We start from the raw sequence: 19,183 nt of genomic DNA on the forward strand, positions 1-19,183 counted from the left end.
CCAGACTGGGGTCAAATGCGGAACGGATTCTCCTGCCGAATGGATGAGCCATGGGGCTCAGGTCAGTCAAGCTCCTCTCAGTGGGCTCTATCGCCTGCAGCCCTTCGACCAGTAAGAACTGAGTGACAATGTGGCACGTGGAGATTGCCAGCATCTCCTTTAGTAATGCGTTTTGCCTCTCTGTGCCGGTTTTCGCGCTTGGTGGCTTCATTCCTGCGCGGCAGGCTGCGAGAAGTCGGTCAATTTGGGTCGGATCCGCCGGTCTATTAGGTCGAAATCACAGCGAATAAGGAGAATGCGTAATTCTCGGGCGCGCGTTCTCGGCAACGAATTCACAGACTAAGCGTTGACAGGATCGTTGATCGAAACCTATATGTGAATGGGTAGAGATGGGAGGCAGGCTGTGTCCAACGAGATCTGGAGCTACCTAAATGACGCGAAGAATCTGTTGTTAGTAGCAAAGAATGAATTAGTTGACGCAAAGGTTGACGGTCTACTGAACGCAACATTCGAGGCGTCGGCACGTGTTTTACCTTCCGCCAATGCTACCGAACTCAAGTTGGGCGCTGATGCAGCAAGGGCAGCATTAAGAGCAATATCGAGGTCTCATCCAATTCAACGCAACTCCCCCGCTTTCGTGGCTGGAAGGTTGGCGGCGCTGGTTGACTTGCTGGGTCACACTGCTTCTCAGACGGCGAATTCAGAGGCCGAAGTGATGGCGCGGAGGAAGCCTTACGCCGACGTATTGGCGGCACTGCACGTAAAGGCACTGCGGAATGCGGACCTCGCAAAGCAGCTGGGCAAACCAGAGGAGAGCATTTGCAGGCAACTGAGGGACCTTCGTGAGAATGATCTGGTAACGAGCCATCGGCGAGGTCGAGAGGTATACAACTCCCTAACGCCTATCGGGCGCCTGGTCGTCGATATCGGCATCGAACGCGTGCAGCGAAGGGACATTGATGACACGAATGTCTACGCAGGGAACTTTGAACTCTGGAGGCGTAGGCCTCGGGAGAAGAGAGGGACTGACCTCTTTCGGCTTGGGAACGTCTGAATCAGATGTCAAGTGTCACCACTTTCTATTCTTATAAGGGCGGCAGCGGCAGGAGTATGGCGCTTGCTAATGTTGCCTGGGCGTTGGCAAGCAATGGCGAGCGTGTCCTAACGATTGATTGGGATTTGGAAGCGCCTGGACTGCACCGCTATTTCCACCCATTTCTCAGAGACCCTGGGCAGACAAATAGCCGCGGACTGATTGATGAAGTCTGGAATTACGTTGCTTTCATGGAAGCGAATGAATCGGCCGAGCCTGGATATTTCGCACTTCATTCGGAGAGCATTGTCCAGAAGCTGGATATGCCGATCGATGGGCCGGGCGAGATTCATTTCATCGGTGCCGGTCGACAGGACGAACTCTATAGCGCGAAAGTGGGCGGGCTGAACTGGTCGGATTTCTATGCGCGTTTCGATGGAGAGAGGTTCATCGACAGTATAGTCGAGTGGGCTAGGAGCAAATACACGCACATCTTGGTAGATAGTCGAACCGGTGTTGCCGACACGGCGGGCATATGCACCACGCTGCTTCCGGATACCGTAGTCTTTTGCTTTGTCTACAATCGTCAGAGCATCGAAGGGTCTGCGGCAATCGCGCGTTCCGTGGCGGCGGCCCGCGAGACGCGAAAAGAACGTGTTCCGGAGTTCATTATTTGTCCATCTCGAGTTGAAGATCGATCATCAATCGACGCTGCTCGCAGGCACACTATGGTGCATCTTCGCGGCATTCCCGGTATTTCGCCGGGCAGAGTCCAGAAGGAACTGCGCTCTTACGAAATTAAGCACTATCCGTGGTGCGCCTTCGAGGAAAAGCTCGCTATCTTTGAGGAGGAGGCCGATGAGCTAGGCACTCTGCTCGAAGCGATGCATGTTCTTGCGGGGCGAATATCAAAACGTGACCTAACGCGACATAGTATTGACCATGATGTTCTGGCGCGATACTGGCGCCGAGCAGCGTTCGTTGATCCGAGGCTTGCCGAACTGGAAGAGACGCTAGAGACGCCGTCGGACGAAACTCATGTGAAGCTTCTCACGTGGGCCGATGAAGCGCTTCGACAAGAAAATGAGCGTTACGACTGGATTTCTCGTCTGGCAGAGGCATGCGTCGAGGAAGGCGCCGAGCCGAGCAAGTTAGTCGACGGATCAACCAGTTCCTCGCTCGTGACCATGGGAATGGAGCTCGCAAGGCGGGCTTACGCGCAAGATGCGAAAGGCTATTACTATCGCCTATCTCGCCTGCTGCAGCTGCGCGCCGATCAATTGAAGTTAGAAGGAAATGCGGAAGCAGCCTATGATCTGGCTCGCGAGGCCTCCGCGCTTCTAAAAGACGACACCGATCCAATAGGAAAACACCGATATCTCCGGGCGGAAGAACGAGTGGCCGAGCTCGAACTAAAGTTAAAGGGCCTTGATGCAGTATTGCCAACTTACATTCGCATTGCTGCCGAGTATCGGAGTCTAGAGAGACGCTCAGTAAAGAATCCGCAGAGTCATCAGCAGAGCCTAAGATTTCACCGCATTCTCGCCGAGCGATATTACGATGCGGGAATGATGGAGGACAGCGCGAAGGTCTCTGGAGGAGCTATTGGTCGCGCCCGGCGCCTGATTACGGCTTCCTCCAGGTGGATTGATCAAGTGGAGTTCTCTAAGTTACTTGGTATCTACGTTGAGGCAAGTGCTCGTTTAGATCCAAATATCGCAGACGTTGCGATTTCTGACGCCGAGAAGCTCGCACAGCAGCACCTACGAAGTGAAATGGCGATCGCTCACTTCAGTAGAAGCGTTGCAAATGCAAGGGCGGTCGGGTTAGCGGGTGCGGGCAAGATTGGCGCCGCCTTCGAGGAGCTCAGCGTGGCCGAAGAAGAGGGAGTGAACATTGCGACAATTCAGTTGCGAGTAGAGCTTCTTCTTTCACAGCGCCGTTTGAGCGAAGCACAGATAGCGCTTTCGCCGATCCTAAGCGACATGTCTCGCCCGCTGACATCAACTCAAATCGGCCTTGTTAGAGATGCGTTCTCTCACGTCGAGCGAATTGAGAATGCCCGTTCGCTATTGAATCGTGCCATAGCTTGTCCATATGATCCAGAAGTCGATGAAATACGAGCGATATTTCAGTCCATCATTCATCGACAAAACCTGGATCCGAGCGACGTTATTCAAAAGCTCCTTGGAATTACAGGGGCAAGTTCGACAGGGAAACGGGGCCCCGTTGAATGACAACTCCGGGGAGGATGTTCGGTAATTTGTGGAAGGTCGTGCGCCCCCACGAAGGTGCTGTGCTCACCGTTCCCTGGCATGGAAGAAGCGCTAGCGAGTTCGATTCTATCGTCTCATACCTCCGTAACTGCATCACACCGGAAGTTCCGCCTGAGATACACAATTATCTTAGTGGGGGCGCTGTCCCATTTGCCACCGAGGTGAAGATTCCTGAGCAGAGAGCATTCGTGGTAATGTGCGCTATCGACGAGGTGGCGATGGACATCCACCCTTCTTCAAAGACAAGAATCTCTGGCCGATCTATTACTTTGCACGTAATGCTGAGTCAGATGTTGCAAGAACGCACTCTGACCGGAAGTTATGCGCGCCTGGACGACCAAAGTCTCGTGCTCCCTAAGGGCCAGCTCACAGATCGGCGTCGCTTTGACGAGAGTATCGAGAATAGCGGCGCAAACTTGGCGGACCAGTTCTGCTATCTGTCCTACTTGCCTCCTCTGGATTCTCAAAGAACAGTGGAGGTTCTAGTTTTTCCGCCATCCGTGTTCGCCGGAGCCGCAGACAAGGTGAAAGTTGGTTTCGCTCCAATCGCTGAAGATGCCAATGATCTGGAGTTTACGTCTAGCGTTCGCACAAGTAGGCCTTTTTTGGACGCTCGCCCTCGAGATGCAGAAATCTTATCGAAGCGCCTCATTGCAGCGGTTGAGGCGCTTATCAAATCGAAAGCGAATGTTGCGATCCTGCCTGAGCTCATCTCCAGTAGTGTCGCGAATGGCTTACTTTCAAGATCTCTGCGCGACAGCGCCCCGGATGGCGAGAATGATGACGTGCTAATCATAGCTGGCAGTGCATGCACGGAAGAAATGTGCCCGGCTTCTAATCGACCATACAACGAGTGCATTGTTTATAGTGGAACCGGTGACGAGCTATTTCGGCAGCGTAAACTACATCCCTTCAACATGCGCTTTGACCGAATGGATGAGTGCCACGTTTCAAAGGCCCCAGGCTACGAACGCCAGAATCATCTCGAGGATATTGGGGTGGGGGGCAAGCTAACCATTTGTGATCTCGAAGGCATAGGTAGAGTTGTTGTCCTGATTTGCGAAGACTTCGAGCAGCAACATCCAACTATGGAAGTCTGCGAGGCAACCAGGCCTGATTGGATTTTCAACCCAGTCTTGGACGTTAGTCAAAGATATGGGAGATGGACTCATCAGCGCGCCGTGGAGATTGGCCGCCGAACTTGGTCGCGTGTCGTAGTGAGCTGCAGCGCGACTCTTACTGTCAGGCAGCATGAGAGGAGCCTGTTGAGCGAACTCGGTGACACAGAAGTAAACATCGGGATAGCTTACGATGGATACCAACAAAATCATCTACGGACTGTGGCAGTAAAAGGGCCATTCGATCCCGTAACCGTGGTGATCCCGTGGGAGCCAGACGCGTGGCCCCTCCACAACGTTGGAATTAGGGGTAGCCGGTAACTCCTATGCGTTGCGAGAACAACAGTCGTAACTTTGCGACTTCACATAATTGAAGAACGTGCGGCCGCCCTTCTGTGCAGGTTGCTTTAGGGCAGGTTCGTCTGTTTATCGCCATTAGTATCGGCTGTGGGTAGCAAAGCCGATGCTGAACTCCTCGGAGCTAAAACCTATTCCTGTGGGCTTGTCATCCCTTTCGGGTGATTATCCTTCAGAGTGATCCTTCAGAATGCGCGATAGTGCCAGGCTCAATTGCAAGTGCTTGGCCCTGAGTCGCCTTATTCGAGGAATGGCAGCCGGCAATCTCAGCAACGAGGAAGCAGGTTCGATAAATGCCTAGTGACATTGCTTCGAAAAATGTGAGCGCAAGTGATAAGGCAATTTTCTCCAGGCACGAAATCGTCAGTTCGACTGAGAGCCTCTCAAGGACGGCCACCCTGACCGCGCCACTAACGCGATCGCCGATTTCTCCCTGTCATAGGTGTGGACCTGCGATACAGAGAACCATCCCAAACATCCAGACTATTTTGTTCCTGAGCTCGAAGATCCGACGTGCAAGATCTCCCGACCCAAGAATGCGTCACCGTTGGATCGAGCGGCAGCGATCTTAAGGGTTGGCGCGTGGAAGCAACGCCTCGAGCATTACTTCGTCCGAGGTCAGCCCGAATTGTGCCAGGTATTTGGCCCGTGAAGGAGCCAAGTGGATCCCAATAGCTTCCACGGGCTGAACGATGCTCGTCGACGGCCTCGGTTTCGATGCTGTCGGTCTTCATTTCCTTAATGCCAATGCGTCGTGCGAGTATCGCAAAGGTCTGCATTAGACGACCGTTGGTGCCTGTGCTCGTGCATGTTGATGGCTTCAACTCTGTTCGGCAGCCCGGGAGGACATAATCTCCAGGGTCAGTAAGTGCATAAGAGAGGCGAGGAGCAGCAGTTTCTCGTCTTCCTCCTCCGTCGAATACGGAAGCTGGAGCGAACCATGGGCAACGCTGTTTCTCAAACTCTCCCAAGCCTTCAGATGCGGTGCCGATATACGTCCTTTCTCGATGAGAACTTTTAGCTTCTTCCGAGGTGTTGGTTCCCGAATGCGATCCAGGGCGCGGTTCGCGACGTCGCGGAGGCCCTTTGGGCTCGATGCTTTGGAGATATACTCCTGCAGCGACGCGATCGGATCGTCCTCAATCAAACTCTCTGCAGGCGGATCAGGCAGAAAACTGGTCAATCCTTCGATGGCGCTGGCGAAGGTGAGTGCCCAGACCCATCTTGAGCCGTCCGATGCCTGTATGATCTCGTGATAAAGGCGTGTGATCAGGTGGTTTTCGAATTCGTTCCCGCTCGCGATGAACTCGAGCAGCGAACGATAGATGTCCCAGAATCTTTGAGCCGTTTTGTCGCTGACTTCAGCCCACAATGCTGCCCATTGTGCGCCTCGCAGAACGCCGGGTGTCGGTCGGATCCATACATGGGAGCTCCGATCTGATGTGTGGCGAAAGGTAACTCTGGGATAGGTGAACTGGCCGAAGAGAATATGCAGTGGTTCAGCAATCCAGTTCTCGGCAAACGGCGGTCTAAGAGCCTCGGAGGCCGGAGCAGCGATGCTGAATGTCGATGATCGCGGGTCCAGCGAGACTTCAATCTCGGAACCGAGAACTTGGATGGTTTTAGTGTAGCGCTGCGCCGGATCCGTCGACCACAATACGTTGCTGAGAATAGTGAAGGCTGGATGTCCGCGTTGCATGCCGAAGAGAAGTTGAGTGCCATTTTCTCGTCCAGTGTTTTCTACCGAGGTGCAAAGTGCGTCGAACGTCCCTCTGAACTCCCAATCATCGTTGGAGACTTCGACCTTAGGTATCGTCCAACCGCAGGTCCATTCTCGACCAGTATCGTCTGTCGCCGACAACCTGAGTCGTGCCATCGAATCGTATGGTTTGTCTTCGATGTTGCGCAGCGACCGGATCAGGTAGGCGCCATCACCGGGGTCAGCACGCATGTAATACTCGAAGTGTGTAAGCTCAGTGGCACGTATCTCACCGGCACCGATAGAAATTGGCGGCTCCCCGTCGTGTCCAATCAGCTCCATTCGAGGGCACTTGAGAACGACGGGCACCGAAAGAAAGTTGTGCCACTCAGGGCCAATGGGCATGGATGGCCTCTCAGTTACTGATCCTGATGCTTGGCAAGTGCCGTCATGAGGGACGCGGCAAGTTGTAGGGAGCGGCTGTCCAGCTTGCGCATGAGGCCAAGCATCGAATGTATCTTGGGATCTATTGTTTCGGGTGAAGCGACGCCCAGCTCGACAGTCTCCGGGAGTGTCAGGCCAAACAACTCAGCGAGCTTCTCGACGGTCGGAACGGATGGAGAGACCGATCCGCTTTCGAGGCGGCGGAGTGACTCGCGGGTGAGCCCGGTGAGTGAGGCAAACTCCGACGGACCAATATCTCGGTCCTCACGCAGCCTACGGACGGCTGCGCCGAACCGTTTCGTGTCGAATTTCCCTGAGGCCTTTCTCAAGGTTTTCGGAGCCGATTTTCGAGGCTGAGGACGCTCAGATCCGTGGGTCGGCATTCCCATCAAAACCTTCCAATAAAGACGAAGGCACTAATTCATGGATTCTCAGGCATTAAATAAGAAATTCAGGCACTTAATACCGGTCCTCACAAGGCTACTTCCCCGCCCGCGATTTCGCCGCCGCTTCGGGAAGCGCGGTGTCGAGGTAGGTGTCGCAGATCCTGGTGAGCTGATCGAGGTGCTCGGTGAAGAAGTGGGAGGCGCCGGGGACGATCTGGTAGTCGATCTTGATGCCGCGCTGGTGGGTGAGCTTGGTCACCAGCTTCTGCACCGATTCCTGCGGCACCACCGAATCCTGGTCGCCCTGGATGACCAGCCCCGAGGAGGGGCAGGGAGCGAGGAAGGAAAAATCGTAGATGTTGGCGGGCGGCGCCACCGAGATGAAGCCGGAGATTTCCGGGCGCCGCATCAGCAATTGCATGCCGATCCAGGCACCAAAGGAGAAGCCGGCGATCCAGCATTGCGGGGCGTTGGGGTTCCAGGTCTGCAGCCAGTCGAGCGCCGCCGCCGCGTCCGAAAGCTCGCCTTCGCCACGGTCGAACTTGCCCTGGGAGCGGCCGACGCCGCGGAAATTAAAGCGCAGGACAGAAAACCCACGCTGCTGGAAGGTCTGGTAGAGGCTGTAGACGACCTTGTTGTTCATCGTCCCGCCATGCTGCGGATGGGGATGCAGCATCAGGGCGATAGGGGCATTCGGAGTGCTTGCCTGCTGATAGCGGCCTTCAAGCCGGCCTTCCGGCCCGTTCATGATAATCTCAGGCATCTCTTGTCCAATAACTGATACATATCAGCAGGTTAAGGGGTCGTCGCCAGACCGTTCGCAGACGCATGGTTGACATTTGCGAATGGAAAACAACCGGCCAACCCTCGGGTTACAACGATCAATACTTGATCGTCATAGTCAGGCATATTATATCACCTGCGAACGGTGACCTCCGCCTAAGCCCGGGCCCATAGTTGACTGAGTTCGTCAGCCATTGGCCGAAGTCGGCGGCGCGCTAATAAACACGATGGCGATGATGTTTTTCAAGAACATTGCGGCTGAGCTGGATGCAATTAAGGCCCGCGACCCTGCTGCCCGGTCGCGCCTGATGGTGGCGCTCACCTATCCGTGTTTCCACGCCATCCTCCTGCACCGCCTGGCGCGGCCGGTCTACCTGGCCGGATTTCCGACGCTGGGGCGGGTGATTTCGCAGTTTTCGCGCTTCATCACGGGGATCGAAATTCATCCCGGCGCCCAGATCGGCAAGCGCTTCTTCATCGACCATGGCATGGGTGTCGTGATCGGCGAGACGGCCGTCGTGGGCGATGACGTGACGCTCTATCACGACGTGACGCTGGGCGGCATCGCCCCGGCTGTCAATTCGGCGGCCCAGGTCAATGTGAAGCGCCATCCCACACTCGAGGACGGGGTCATTGTCGGCGCCGGCGCCCAGGTGCTGGGTGATATCGTCGTCGGCAAGGGTGCGCGCGTGGGCGGCAATGCCGTCGTCATCAAGAGCGTGCCGGCCAACAGCGTCGCGGTCGGCGTGCCGGCCCGGATCGTCATGCCCAAGGAATGCGGCAGCGAATTCGCGGCCTACGGCCTGCCCACCCAGGACCTGCCCGATCCGGTGGCGCGCGCCATCGAAGGGTTGCTGGATCAGATTTCGCGCCTGCAGGCACGCATCACGGTCCTGGAGACGGAAGTGGAAGGCCGTGCCGCGAGCGCTGCACCGAACGCCAATGCGAAAGACCAAGACGGGCTTGACGAAAGCGGGCTGGGCGATGTGCGCCGGTTCGGACGGAATTGAGAGAGCAGGCCCGGATGATCGCCCAGGCGATCGCCCAGGTGATCGATCGGGCCGGCAAGCTTTAGGAGAAGTGTCATGAGATTGAGCACCAAGGGCCGCTACGCCGTGATGGCGCTCGTTGATCTGGCCACCAACAGCCATGGCCGCCCGGTATCCTTGGCCGACATTTCGGGCCGGCAGGAGATTTCGCTGTCCTATCTGGAACAGCTTTTTGCCAAGCTGCGCCGGGCCGGGCTGGTGAAATCCGTGCGCGGTCCGGGCGGCGGCTATCTGCTGGCCCGCACGGCGGACGATACGCGCATCGCCGACGCGATCCTGGCGGTGGACGAGCCCATTCGCGCCACGCGCTGCAAGCCCAACACGGCCACCGGCTGCCATTCGGACAAGTCACGCTGTCTCACGCACGATCTGTGGGAGGAACTGTCGCGCCAGATCCATCTGTTCCTGAGTTCAGTGTCGCTGGCCGATGTGGTCGAGCGGCGAATCCTCGGCATCGCCCATAAGGTCGATGGCGCGCAGGCTGGAACGAACGCCGGCAACGGTGCGACCCACGGCACGGACGCGGCGGCGGCGGAGTAACGGACCGGATCATGAATCGCGGCGTCTACATGGACTGGAATGCAACCGCGCCGTTGCGCGCCGGAGCGCTGGCGACGATGGCGGCCGTGTTGCAGGAGGTCGGCAATCCGTCCTCGGTTCATGCATTCGGCCGGCGCGCGCGCGCCTGGGTCGATCATGCGCGCGATGCCGTGGCGAAGCTGGTCGGCGGCCGCGCCGCCCTGGTCACCTTCACCTCGGGCGGCACGGAAGCAAACAATCTGGCGCTCCATGCGCGCCAGGGGCGGACGCTGGTGGTGAGCGCCATCGAGCATGAATCGGTGCTGCGGCCGGCGCGCATCGCCGGGGCGCAGATCGCGCGCGTCGGCCGCAATGGCGAGATCGACGTGGCGCATCTTGCTTATCTCATCGACAAGGCGGACCGTCCGGCCTTCGTCTCGGTCATGCTGGCCAACAACGAGACCGGGGTCATCCAGCCAGTGGCGGAGATCGCCCGCATCGCCAAGAGCAAGGGTGCGCTGGTGCATTGCGATGCCGTGCAGGCGGCGGGGCGCGTGCCTGTCGATATCAGCGAACTGGGCGTCGATTACCTGACGCTGTCGGCGCACAAGATCGGCGGGCCGCAAGGTGCGGGCGCACTGGTGCTGGCCGGCGACCTGCCGGTCGAGCCGCTGGTGCAAGGCGGCGGCCAGGAACGCAACCGCCGCGGCGGGACCGAGAATGTGGCGGCCATTGCCGGCTTCGGCGCCGCGGCCGACGAAGCGACGCAGCTTGGCGACAATGCGCGCATCGCCATCCTGCGCGACGCGCTGGAGGAAAGACTGGTGGGTTTCGGCCTGCCGCTCACCGTTTTCGGCCGTACAGCCATGCGCCTGCCCAATACGAGCTGCTTTGCCAGCGGCACGAAGACGGCGGAAACGCTGGTGATGGCGCTGGATCTGGCCGGCATCGCCATTTCGGCGGGGTCGGCCTGCTCGTCCGGCAAGGTCAGGCCCAGCCACGTCATCTCGGCCATGGGATTCGATGCGGCGACGGCGGGCTCGGCCATCCGCGTCAGCCTGGGCTGGCAAAATAGCCAGAACGACATAGATCAATTCGTAGGCGCCTGGGGGCGCGTACAACGTATCGGCCTGAGTGCCGGGCCGGATACCGGACTGGCCCGGGGCGATGCCGACGATGCGCGCATCCCGGCGTGAGAGAATGGAAGAGTGAGCAGGCAATCATGAATATCGCGAACCAGAATCTGAAGGCGGCACCCAATGGGACCAATCCGGGCGTCAACATCCCGAAGCTGCCGATCTATCTGGACTATCAGGCGACGACGCCCTGCGATCCGCGCGTGGTCGAGGCGATGCTGCCGTTCTTCACCGAGCATTTCGGCAATCCGCATTCCCGGAACCACAAATATGGCTGGGATGCCGAAGCCGCGGTCGAGAAGGCGCGCGCGCAGGTGGCCAGCATCATCGGCGCGGACGAGAAGGAAATCATCTTCACCTCGGGCGCCACGGAATCGAACAACCTGGCGCTGAAGGGTGTGGCGCATTTCTACAAGGACAGGAAGAACCACATCATCACCACGGTGACCGAGCATAAATGCGTGCTCGATTCCTGCCGCCATCTGGAGCTGGAAGGTTTCGAGGTCACCTACCTGCCCGTGCAGAAGAACGGCCTTATCGATCTCGATGTGCTGAGGAAGGCGATCACGCCGAAGACGGCGATCGTCTCGATCATGGCGGTCAATAACGAGATCGGCGTCATTCAGCCGCTCGCTGAAATCGGCAGGATCTGCCGCGAGAACCATGTGTTCTTCCACACCGATGCGGCGCAGGCGGTGGGTAAGATCCCGCTCGATGTCGAGGCGATGAACATCGACCTGCTCTCGATTTCGGGCCACAAGATCTACGGGCCCAAGGGCATCGGCGCGCTCTATGTGCGCCGCAAGCCGCGCGTGCGCCTGGAAGCGCTCATTCATGGCGGCGGGCAGGAGCGCGGTTTCCGTTCCGGCACGCTGCCGACCCCGCTGTGCGTGGGCCTGGGCGAGGCCTGTGCCATCGCCGAGAAGGAGATGGGCGCCGAGGCTGAGCGGCTGAAGAAGCTAGCCAAGCGCTTCTATGACGGCGTCACCGCCAAGCTGTCGGAAGTCTATCTCAACGGCGATGCCGAGCATCGGATTCCCGGCAATCTCAACCTCTCCTTCGCCCATGTCGAAGGCGAGGGGCTGATGATGGGGATCAAGGATCTTTGCGTCTCGTCCGGTTCGGCCTGCACCTCGGCCTCGCTGGAGCCCTCATACGTGCTGCGGGCACTCGGTGTCGATATCGAAATGGCGCACACGTCGCTCCGGATCGGCATCGGCCGCTTCACCACGGAGCCGGAAATCGACTATGCGGTCGAGCATCTGGTGCAGGCGGTGCAGCGCCTGCGCGAGATGAGCCCGCTCTGGGAAATGGCGCAAGCGGGCATCGACATCAAATCGATCCAATGGGCCGAGCACTAAAAAAGCCAGGCGTTGGATCGCACGTTTCAAAGGGAGTAGATCATGTATAGCGATAAGGTCGTCGACCACTACGAGAACCCCCGCAATGTCGGCGGTTTCGCGAAGGAAGAAGCCGGTATCGGCACCGGGCTGGTGGGTGCGCCTGCCTGCGGCGACGTGATGAAGCTGCAGATCAAGGTCGGCGCCGACGGGCGTATCGAGGATGCGAAGTTCAAGACCTTCGGCTGCGGTTCGGCCATCGCATCCTCGTCGCTGGCCACCGAATGGGTGAAGGGCAAGACGCTCGACGAAGCCGAGACGATCAAGAATACCGAGATCGCGCAACACCTCGCCCTGCCGCCGGTGAAGATTCATTGCTCGGTGCTGGCCGAGGATGCCATCAAGGCCGCAATCAAGGATTACCGCGAGAAGGCTGGTATCGCCGACAAGGCGGCGGAATGAGTGACGGTGCGATCATGACGGAAACGAGTGCGGCGCCGGCCAGGCCAGCGCGGCGGCCCAAGCCCGCGGCGATCACCGTGACGCCGGCGGCGCTGGAGCGTGTGCGTGAATTGCTGAGCAAGCGCGGCAAGCCATCGGTCGGCATCCGCATCGGCATCCGGTCGAAGGGCTGTTCCGGCCTTTCCTATACGATCGAATATGCCGACGAGCGCGGGCCCGGCGACGAAGCGATCGAACAGGACGGCGTCACCATCCTGATCGATCCGAAGGCGTCGCTGTTCATCTTCGGCACGGAGATGGATTTCGTCGAAGAGAAACTGCAGAACGGCTTCGTGTTCCGCAATCCCAATGAAAAAGGGCGCTGCGGCTGCGGCGAATCCTTCCACGTCTGAGCGAATATTATGGCTGTGGTCCAGAAAATCGGCGGAAGCGGCGCCGGAAGCATTGGCGCGGAATTTGTGCCGTGCTGGTCCTGCAAGGGTCCGGTAGCGAGCCGCGCGCTTTTCTGCCACACCTGCGGCGCCGTCCAAGCGCCGGGTTCGACGGACCATTTCACGCGCCTGGGGATGGAGCGCAGCTTCGATCTCGATGACGAACGTCTTGAGAAGCAGTATCTGGGGTTCCAGCGCGTGCTGCATCCCGACCGCTTCGCCGGCAAGCCCGCCAAGGAGCGCGCCATCGCGGAAGCCCAGGCCGTGGCGCTCAACGAAGCCTATGAGACGCTGAGCGATCCGCTGAAGCGGGCGACCTACCTGCTGCGCCTCAAGGGTGTCGTGTCGGAGGCGGCCGCGGACAAGACGGTCAACGACCCGGCGCTGCTGATGGAGGCGATGGAGAAACGCGAGGCGCTGGCGGAGGCGGAAAGCGCCGATGCGATCGAGACGCTGATGGCCGGCGCGGCGGCGGGTGCCATCCAGATGCTGAGCGACATCTCGCGCGCCTTCAACGCGGACGATCTGGCGGCGGCCAACCGGTCCGTCCTGCGCCTCAGATATTTGCGCAAATTCCTGGAAGAGGCGCGCCTGCGGCGTGCCGCGCTGGAATCCTGATGGTGAAGTCCTGATGCTGCTGCAGATTCACGAACCCGGCGAGACACCGGAACCGCATGCGCTGGAGCGCAGCCAGGCGATCGGCATCGATCTCGGCACCACCAATTCGGTGGTCGCCATGGTCTCGGGCGACCATCCGGAGGTCCTGCGCGACGGGTCGGGCGACGGGCTGGTGCCTTCGGTCGTCGCCTATGTCTATGACGAGCCGATCGTCGGCCGGGCGGCGCAGGCCGAACTGGCGCAGCATCCCGATCTCGTCATCTCGTCGGTCAAGCGCCTGATGGGACGGGGTGCGGCCGATGTGAAGACGCTTGCCGGTGCGCTGCCCTATCAAATCGCGCCCGATCCGGATGGCAAGGCCGGCGGCATGGTGCGCCTCAAGGTGGGCGACCGGGTGCTGTCGCCGGTCGAGATTTCAGCCGACATTCTGAAGGCGTTGAAGCAGCGCGCCGAAATCAGCCTGGGCCACAAGGTCGAGAAGGCCGTGATCACGGTGCCGGCCTATTTCGACGATGCGGCGCGCACGGCTACCAAGGATGCGGCGCGTGTCGCCGGTCTGGAAGTGCTGCGGCTGGTCAACGAGCCAACGGCGGCGGCGCTCGCCTACGGCCTGGACAGCGCGGCAGAAGGCATCTATGCCGTCTACGATCTGGGCGGCGGCACATTCGATATCTCGCTCCTGAAATTGCAGAAGGGCGTGTTCCAGGTGCTGGCGACCGGCGGCGACGCGCAATTGGGCGGCGACGATTTCGACCATGCGCTGGCGAGCTGGGCCATGCGCCGCACCGGCATCACGGGCCTTACCTCCGGCGAAGCCAAGATCCTGCTGCAGGCGGCGCGGGCGGCGAAGGAACGCCTCACCACCGCGCCGGGCGCCGAACTCAAGGCGAAAGTCGCCGGGCACGATGTACGGCAGTCGATCGACCGCGGCACCTTCGAAGTGCTGATCGAACCGCTGATCGGCCGAACCTTGCGCGCCTGCCGGCAGGTGCTGGAAGACGCCAAGCTGACGCCGGCCGATGTGAAGGGCGTGGTCCTCGTCGGCGGATCGACGCGCGTGCCTTTGGTACGGGCCTTCGTCGCCGATTTCTTCAAGCAGGAGCCGTTGGCCGATATCGACCCCGACGAAGTCGTCGCTGTCGGTGCTGCCCTGCAGGCCAAGGCGCTGACGCAAGGGTCCGAGACCCTGCTGCTCGACGTCATCCCGCTGTCGCTGGGGATCGAGACGATGGGCGGCATTGTCGAAAAAGTGATCGAGCGTAACACGCCGATACCCGTCACCAAGGCACAGGATTTCACGACCTATCAGGACGGCCAGACCGGCATGCTGATCCATATCGTGCAGGGCGAGCGCGAGACGGTCGATGCTTGCCGGTCGCTGGGGCGCTTCGAGCTCAAGGGCATTCCGGGCATGGTGGCGGGGGCCGCGCGCATTCGAGTCACTTTCGCGGTCGATGCCGACGGGCTGCTCACGGTGAGCGCCGAGGAACGCATGACAGGGGTCAAAGCCGAGATCGCGGTGAAGCCATCCTATGGCCTCAGCGACGAGCAGATGGCCGACATGCTGCGCGACTCTCTTACCTATGCCCGCGAGGATATGGAGAAGCGGCTGCTGCTCGAATCCCGCGTGGAGGCGGAGCGGGTGCTGCTGGCGCTCAAGGCGGCGCTCGCGGCCGACGGTGCGCTTCTGTCATCGGCGGAGCACGCCGAAATCGACCGGGTGGCGCAGAAGCTGAAAGGCCTGGTGGCGGGAGACGATCGCGCCCGGATCCATGCCGGCATGGAAGAATTGGATCGGGCGACCCACGATTTCGCCCAAAAACGCATGGATCGGGCCATTCAGGCCGCCCTCAAGGGCCAGCGGCTTGACGAGGTCGAAGCCGGTATGGCACCTGACAACCCGAATTGACGGATTTCAGGGCCGGCAAAGACCGGCCCGCGACGGAGAATTAACCAAAATGCCGAAGATCACGTTCGTGAAGCAGGATGGCACCCGGGTCGAGTGCGACGCGCCGCTGGGCCTATCGGTGCTGGAAATCGCCCACCGCAACAGCATCGACCTAGAAGGCGCATGCGAAGGGTCGCTCGCCTGCTCGACCTGCCATGTCATCGTCGACCCGGAATGGTACGACGTGCTGGTGGAAGCGAGCGAAGATGAGGAAGACATGCTGGACCTCGCCTTCGGCCTGACGCACACCTCGCGCCTGGGCTGCCAGATCAAGATGACGGAAGAGCTCGATGGCCTTGTCGTCAGCCTGCCGTCTGCTACGCGCAACATGCAGGTCGGCTGACCGGATCGGCTTCCATCATGGCCAAGAAGCTGCGCTGGACGGACGTTCGCGATATCGCCATCGAACTCGATGAGCGGCATCCCGATGCCGACATCGTCAATCTGCGCTTCACCGATCTGTGGAAGTGGGTCCAGGAATTGCCGGACTTCGAGGACGATCCCAACAACAGCAGCGAGAAGATTCTCGAAGCCATCCAGATGGCCTGGCTCGAGGAACGTGACTAGGACTCTCTCAGTCTCCTGCCGCTCTTATTGTCATGCCCCGCGCAGGCGGGGCATCCACGACTTCCGTTCATCAAACGCGTGCAAATTCGTGGATGGCCCGCCTGAAGCGGACCATGACAATTCTGCAATTCTGGGCCGCATCGCATGAGCAGTAATGGCGGCCTCGCCCGGCTTCTCGCCAAGCCCTGGATCGATCCCTTGTGCCTGTGGGGCATGGGCTGGCTGCTGCCGGCCGCGCGCTGCTGGGCGGCGGCGGGGGCGGGCGATGCCGAGGCATTCCAGCGCACGCTGCAGCTCCATGCCGTGCCGGGCGCCATCGCCGCACGCGTGCGCCAGACTGGCGATCTGGGCCGGATATACGCGCGGGCGCAATCCGAGTGGATCGAGGCGGCATTCGGCCACGGCAAGGATGTGCTGGCGGCCGAACGGGCGCGGCGCGAGGCGGCGCATAATTATCTGGGCCATCGCTTCAGCTACGTCTGGTTCGCGCGGCGCGCGCATGTGCCTGCCGTGCAGGTCGACGTGCCGCTGCCGGGCGAACTGGCGCTGGCAACCGGCGGACTGTCCCCGGACGATTTTTTCACGCTGCCGGGTGAGTTGCCGCAGATCGAGCGCAGCCATGTGGTGGAGCATGAGGATGTGCGCGAATACTGGCTGCGTTTTCCCTCGCCGGACGATCTGGCCGATTTCTGCTGGGTGCATATATATGAGGGCCGGCAAGAAAAGCTGCCGAGCCTCATCTACGGTCATGGCTTTGCCATGGAGATGGAGATGATGCGCGGCGACTTGCGCGGTTATCGCGCCCTTGCAGCGCGTGGCTGCCGCATCCTGCTGCCCGACGGGCCGGGGCATAACCGGCGCACGCGTGCCGGGCTTTATGGCGGCGAGAGCTTCATGCGGCGACCGCCGCTTTCGGGCCTGCTGCATTTCCGCCAGGCGGCGCGGGAGCTTGCCACCATCATCCATTGGTGCCGCGAGAATGGCAGCGCGCAGGTGGGCTTGAGCGGCACCAGCCTCGGCGCACTGACCGCGCAAGTGGCGGCCGAGCGCATGGGAACCTGGCCCGCTGCCTGCCGGCCGGATTTGCTGCTGCTGCTCACCACCACGGACAAGGTGAGCGCGCTCACCTTCAATTCATCGCTGGCCACCATCACCCGGCTGGATGAGGCGGCCAAGCTCGCCGGCTGGGGTTCCGCCGAGGTTGCGGAATTGGGGCGCTTTACCGATTGCGGGCCGACGCCACCCATCGACCCCGCCCGGATCGTGCTGCTGATCGGCACCAGGGACGATGTGACGCCCTATGATGGCGGCCGGCGGATGGCCGGAAACTGGCGAATTCCGTCCGAAAACCTGTTCGTGCGGGAGCAGGGGCATTTCTCCGCCGCGATAGGATTGGAAGCGGACCCGGCCCCCTTTATCCGCACGATAGGGCTGCTAAAGGGTCATTTTGGCGCCTGAGCGCCCCAGTGTTATAAGCTCGGCCCATGAACAGCCTCGGTTTCCATAAGGCACCCGCCGATACCCGCGTCATCGTCGCCATGTCCGGCGGCGTCGATAGCTCCGTCGTGGCTGCGCTCCTCAAGGAGCAGGGCTATGACGTGGTCGGCGTGACGCTGCAGCTCTACGACCATGGCGTGGCCCTGGCGCGCAAGGGCGCCTGCTGCGCGGGGCAGGATATCTATGACGCGCGGATGGTGGCCGAGCGGCTGGATTTTCCGCATTACGTGCTCGATTACGAGAGCAAGTTCTCCGATGCGGTGATGCAGGAGTTCGCGGACTCCTATTTGAAGGGCGAGACGCCGATCCCCTGCGTGCGCTGCAATCAGCGTGTGAAATTCCGCGACCTCCTAACCCAGGCGCGCGATCTGGGCGGCGACTGCCTGGCGACCGGGCATTATGTGCGTCGGGTGATGACGGATGCGGGGACCGAACTCCATCGCGGCAGCGATCCGGCGCGCGACCAGAGCTATTTCCTCTTTGCCACCACGCAGACCCAACTCGACTATCTGCGCTTTCCGCTGGGCGATATCCCGAAGACCGAGACGCGGGCGCTGGCCAAGCGCTTCGGCCTGGAAGTTGCCGACAAGCCGGACAGCCAGGATATCTGCTTCGTGCCCAACGGCAATTATGTAAGCGTGGTCGAGCGCCTGCGTCCGGGTGCAGTGGACCCCGGCGAGATTGTGCATATCGACGGGCGCGTGCTGGGGCAACATCAGGGTATCGTGCACTACACGATCGGCCAGCGGCGCGGCATCGGCGTCAGCGAGAAGGGCACCAACAACGAACCGCTTTATGTCGTGCGCCTCGATGCGGCGGCAAAGCGCGTCATCGTCGGGCCGAAGGCCAGCCTCGCCCGCGACACGGTAGCCTTGCGCGAGATGAACTGGCTGGGGCGGCCCGACGAGGCCACAGCCGACGCCCCGGTCGGCGTCAAGCTGCGCTCGATGAGCGAAGCGGCGCCGGGAAGGCTCACCATCGGCGCCGACGGTGCGGCGCAGATATTCCTCGATACGCCGCAATTCGGCATCGCGCCCGGCCAGGCGGCCGTGGTCTATCGGGGTATGCGACTGCTGGGTGGCGGGTGGATTGCGGCCACGGCCAAGCTCGGGCAGGATAGGGCAGCGGAGTAGAAACCGGGGGTGTCGGATGGATGCGGAAAGCCTGATCGCCGAAATGCGCCAGCGCGCCGGGCAGAACCTCAAGCTCGGCTACAAGGTCAAGTTCCTGGTCGGTGACGAGATCATCTTCTGGGACGGCACCGAGCACCCGCCAGTGATCGACGGGACGGACCATGGCGATGCCAACACGACCATCACCATAACGGCCGAAAACCTCGCCAAACTGATGGAAGGCAAGCTCGACCCGACGCTGGGCTACATGACCGGCAAGCTCAAGGTCGAAGGCAGCATGGGGGTGGCCCTGAAACTCACCGCCATGTTCGGCGATTGAAGGCGAATAGGTGAGCCTCTTCAAGGGCTTGCGTTCTTCTTGACAGCTAGGGCAAGGCCCCTATATAC

18 protein-coding genes are annotated in these 19,183 nt (G+C 60.4%); 15 read left to right on the forward strand and 3 right to left on the reverse strand.

Annotated features, from left to right (window positions below):
- Nucleotides 1-403 precede the first annotated feature (403 nt).
- Nucleotides 404-1,054: a hypothetical protein gene (locus tag ACE3TY_RS02485; RefSeq protein ID WP_374650577.1), complete on the forward strand. Its 651-nt coding sequence runs from the start codon at nucleotides 404-406 to the stop codon at nucleotides 1,052-1,054.
- Nucleotides 1,055-1,059: 5 nt separating this feature from the next.
- Nucleotides 1,060-3,270 (forward strand): KGGVGR-motif variant AAA ATPase, encoded by a 2,211-nt coding sequence (locus ACE3TY_RS02490; protein WP_374650579.1) that lies wholly within the window; start codon nucleotides 1,060-1,062, stop codon nucleotides 3,268-3,270.
- A gap of 2,334 nt (nucleotides 3,271-5,604) precedes the next feature.
- Here ACE3TY_RS02490 and ACE3TY_RS02495 read toward each other — a convergent pair.
- The 3 genes from ACE3TY_RS02495 to ACE3TY_RS02505 form a co-directional block, all read right to left on the reverse strand.
- Complete coding sequence (locus ACE3TY_RS02495; protein WP_374650581.1) at nucleotides 5,605-6,735, reverse strand: hypothetical protein; 1,131 nt, start codon at nucleotides 6,733-6,735, stop codon at nucleotides 5,605-5,607.
- A gap of 167 nt (nucleotides 6,736-6,902) precedes the next feature.
- Entirely contained in the window at nucleotides 6,903-7,316 is a 414-nt protein-coding gene (locus tag ACE3TY_RS02500; RefSeq protein ID WP_374650583.1) for a helix-turn-helix transcriptional regulator, read from the reverse strand.
- Nucleotides 7,317-7,407: 91 nt separating this feature from the next.
- Nucleotides 7,408-8,076, reverse strand: coding sequence for an alpha/beta hydrolase (locus ACE3TY_RS02505; RefSeq protein ID WP_374650584.1), 669 nt, complete (start codon nucleotides 8,074-8,076; stop codon nucleotides 7,408-7,410).
- A 247-nt stretch (nucleotides 8,077-8,323) separates the two neighbouring features.
- On the opposite strand from ACE3TY_RS02505, the gene epsC reads away from it, so the two are divergent.
- From epsC to ACE3TY_RS02570, 13 genes are all read left to right on the forward strand, one after another.
- Nucleotides 8,324-9,106: a serine O-acetyltransferase EpsC gene (epsC, locus tag ACE3TY_RS02510; protein ID WP_374650585.1), complete on the forward strand. Its 783-nt coding sequence runs from the start codon at nucleotides 8,324-8,326 to the stop codon at nucleotides 9,104-9,106.
- A 75-nt stretch (nucleotides 9,107-9,181) separates the two neighbouring features.
- Nucleotides 9,182-9,685 carry an Rrf2 family transcriptional regulator gene (locus tag ACE3TY_RS02515; protein ID WP_374650587.1) on the forward strand — a complete coding sequence of 168 codons (504 nt, stop codon included), beginning with the start codon at nucleotides 9,182-9,184 and terminating at the stop codon, nucleotides 9,683-9,685.
- Between the two features lie 11 nt (nucleotides 9,686-9,696).
- Nucleotides 9,697-10,860: a cysteine desulfurase family protein gene (locus tag ACE3TY_RS02520; RefSeq protein ID WP_374650589.1), complete on the forward strand. Its 1,164-nt coding sequence runs from the start codon at nucleotides 9,697-9,699 to the stop codon at nucleotides 10,858-10,860.
- Nucleotides 10,861-10,886: 26 nt separating this feature from the next.
- Entirely contained in the window at nucleotides 10,887-12,161 is a 1,275-nt protein-coding gene (locus ACE3TY_RS02525; RefSeq protein WP_374650590.1) for an IscS subfamily cysteine desulfurase, read from the forward strand.
- 39 nt (nucleotides 12,162-12,200) lie between these two features.
- Nucleotides 12,201-12,602, forward strand: a complete 402-nt coding sequence (gene iscU / locus ACE3TY_RS02530; RefSeq protein ID WP_374650968.1) for a Fe-S cluster assembly scaffold IscU — start codon at nucleotides 12,201-12,203, stop codon at nucleotides 12,600-12,602.
- 14 nt (nucleotides 12,603-12,616) lie between these two features.
- On the forward strand, nucleotides 12,617-12,994 hold the full coding sequence (locus ACE3TY_RS02535) for a HesB/IscA family protein (RefSeq protein ID WP_374650970.1): 378 nt from the start codon (nucleotides 12,617-12,619) through the stop codon (nucleotides 12,992-12,994).
- Nucleotides 12,995-13,003: 9 nt separating this feature from the next.
- Entirely contained in the window at nucleotides 13,004-13,651 is a 648-nt protein-coding gene (gene hscB / locus ACE3TY_RS02540) for a Fe-S protein assembly co-chaperone HscB (protein ID WP_374650592.1), read from the forward strand.
- Nucleotides 13,632-15,560 (forward strand): Fe-S protein assembly chaperone HscA, encoded by a 1,929-nt coding sequence (gene hscA / locus ACE3TY_RS02545; RefSeq protein WP_374650594.1) that lies wholly within the window; start codon nucleotides 13,632-13,634, stop codon nucleotides 15,558-15,560. Before hscB ends, hscA begins: the two co-directional genes overlap by 20 nt.
- Before the next feature lie 49 nt (nucleotides 15,561-15,609).
- The gene (locus ACE3TY_RS02550) at nucleotides 15,610-15,942 is read left to right on the forward strand and encodes a ferredoxin family 2Fe-2S iron-sulfur cluster binding protein (RefSeq protein ID WP_374650595.1); all 333 of its coding nucleotides are present in this window, start codon (nucleotides 15,610-15,612) and stop codon (nucleotides 15,940-15,942) included.
- A gap of 17 nt (nucleotides 15,943-15,959) precedes the next feature.
- On the forward strand, nucleotides 15,960-16,166 hold the full coding sequence (gene iscX, locus ACE3TY_RS02555) for a Fe-S cluster assembly protein IscX (protein WP_374650596.1): 207 nt from the start codon (nucleotides 15,960-15,962) through the stop codon (nucleotides 16,164-16,166).
- Nucleotides 16,167-16,310: 144 nt separating this feature from the next.
- A complete protein-coding gene (locus ACE3TY_RS02560; protein WP_374650598.1) occupies nucleotides 16,311-17,624 on the forward strand; it encodes a hypothetical protein in 1,314 nt (437 codons plus the stop codon).
- Nucleotides 17,625-17,650: 26 nt separating this feature from the next.
- On the forward strand, nucleotides 17,651-18,796 hold the full coding sequence (mnmA, locus tag ACE3TY_RS02565; protein WP_374650599.1) for a tRNA 2-thiouridine(34) synthase MnmA: 1,146 nt from the start codon (nucleotides 17,651-17,653) through the stop codon (nucleotides 18,794-18,796).
- 16 nt (nucleotides 18,797-18,812) lie between these two features.
- A complete protein-coding gene (locus ACE3TY_RS02570) occupies nucleotides 18,813-19,115 on the forward strand; it encodes an SCP2 sterol-binding domain-containing protein (protein ID WP_374650601.1) in 303 nt (100 codons plus the stop codon).
- The last annotated feature ends 68 nt before the right edge of the window (nucleotides 19,116-19,183 follow it).

Source organism: Dongia sp., assembly GCF_041918875.1.
GTDB lineage: Bacteria > Pseudomonadota > Alphaproteobacteria > Dongiales > Dongiaceae > Dongia.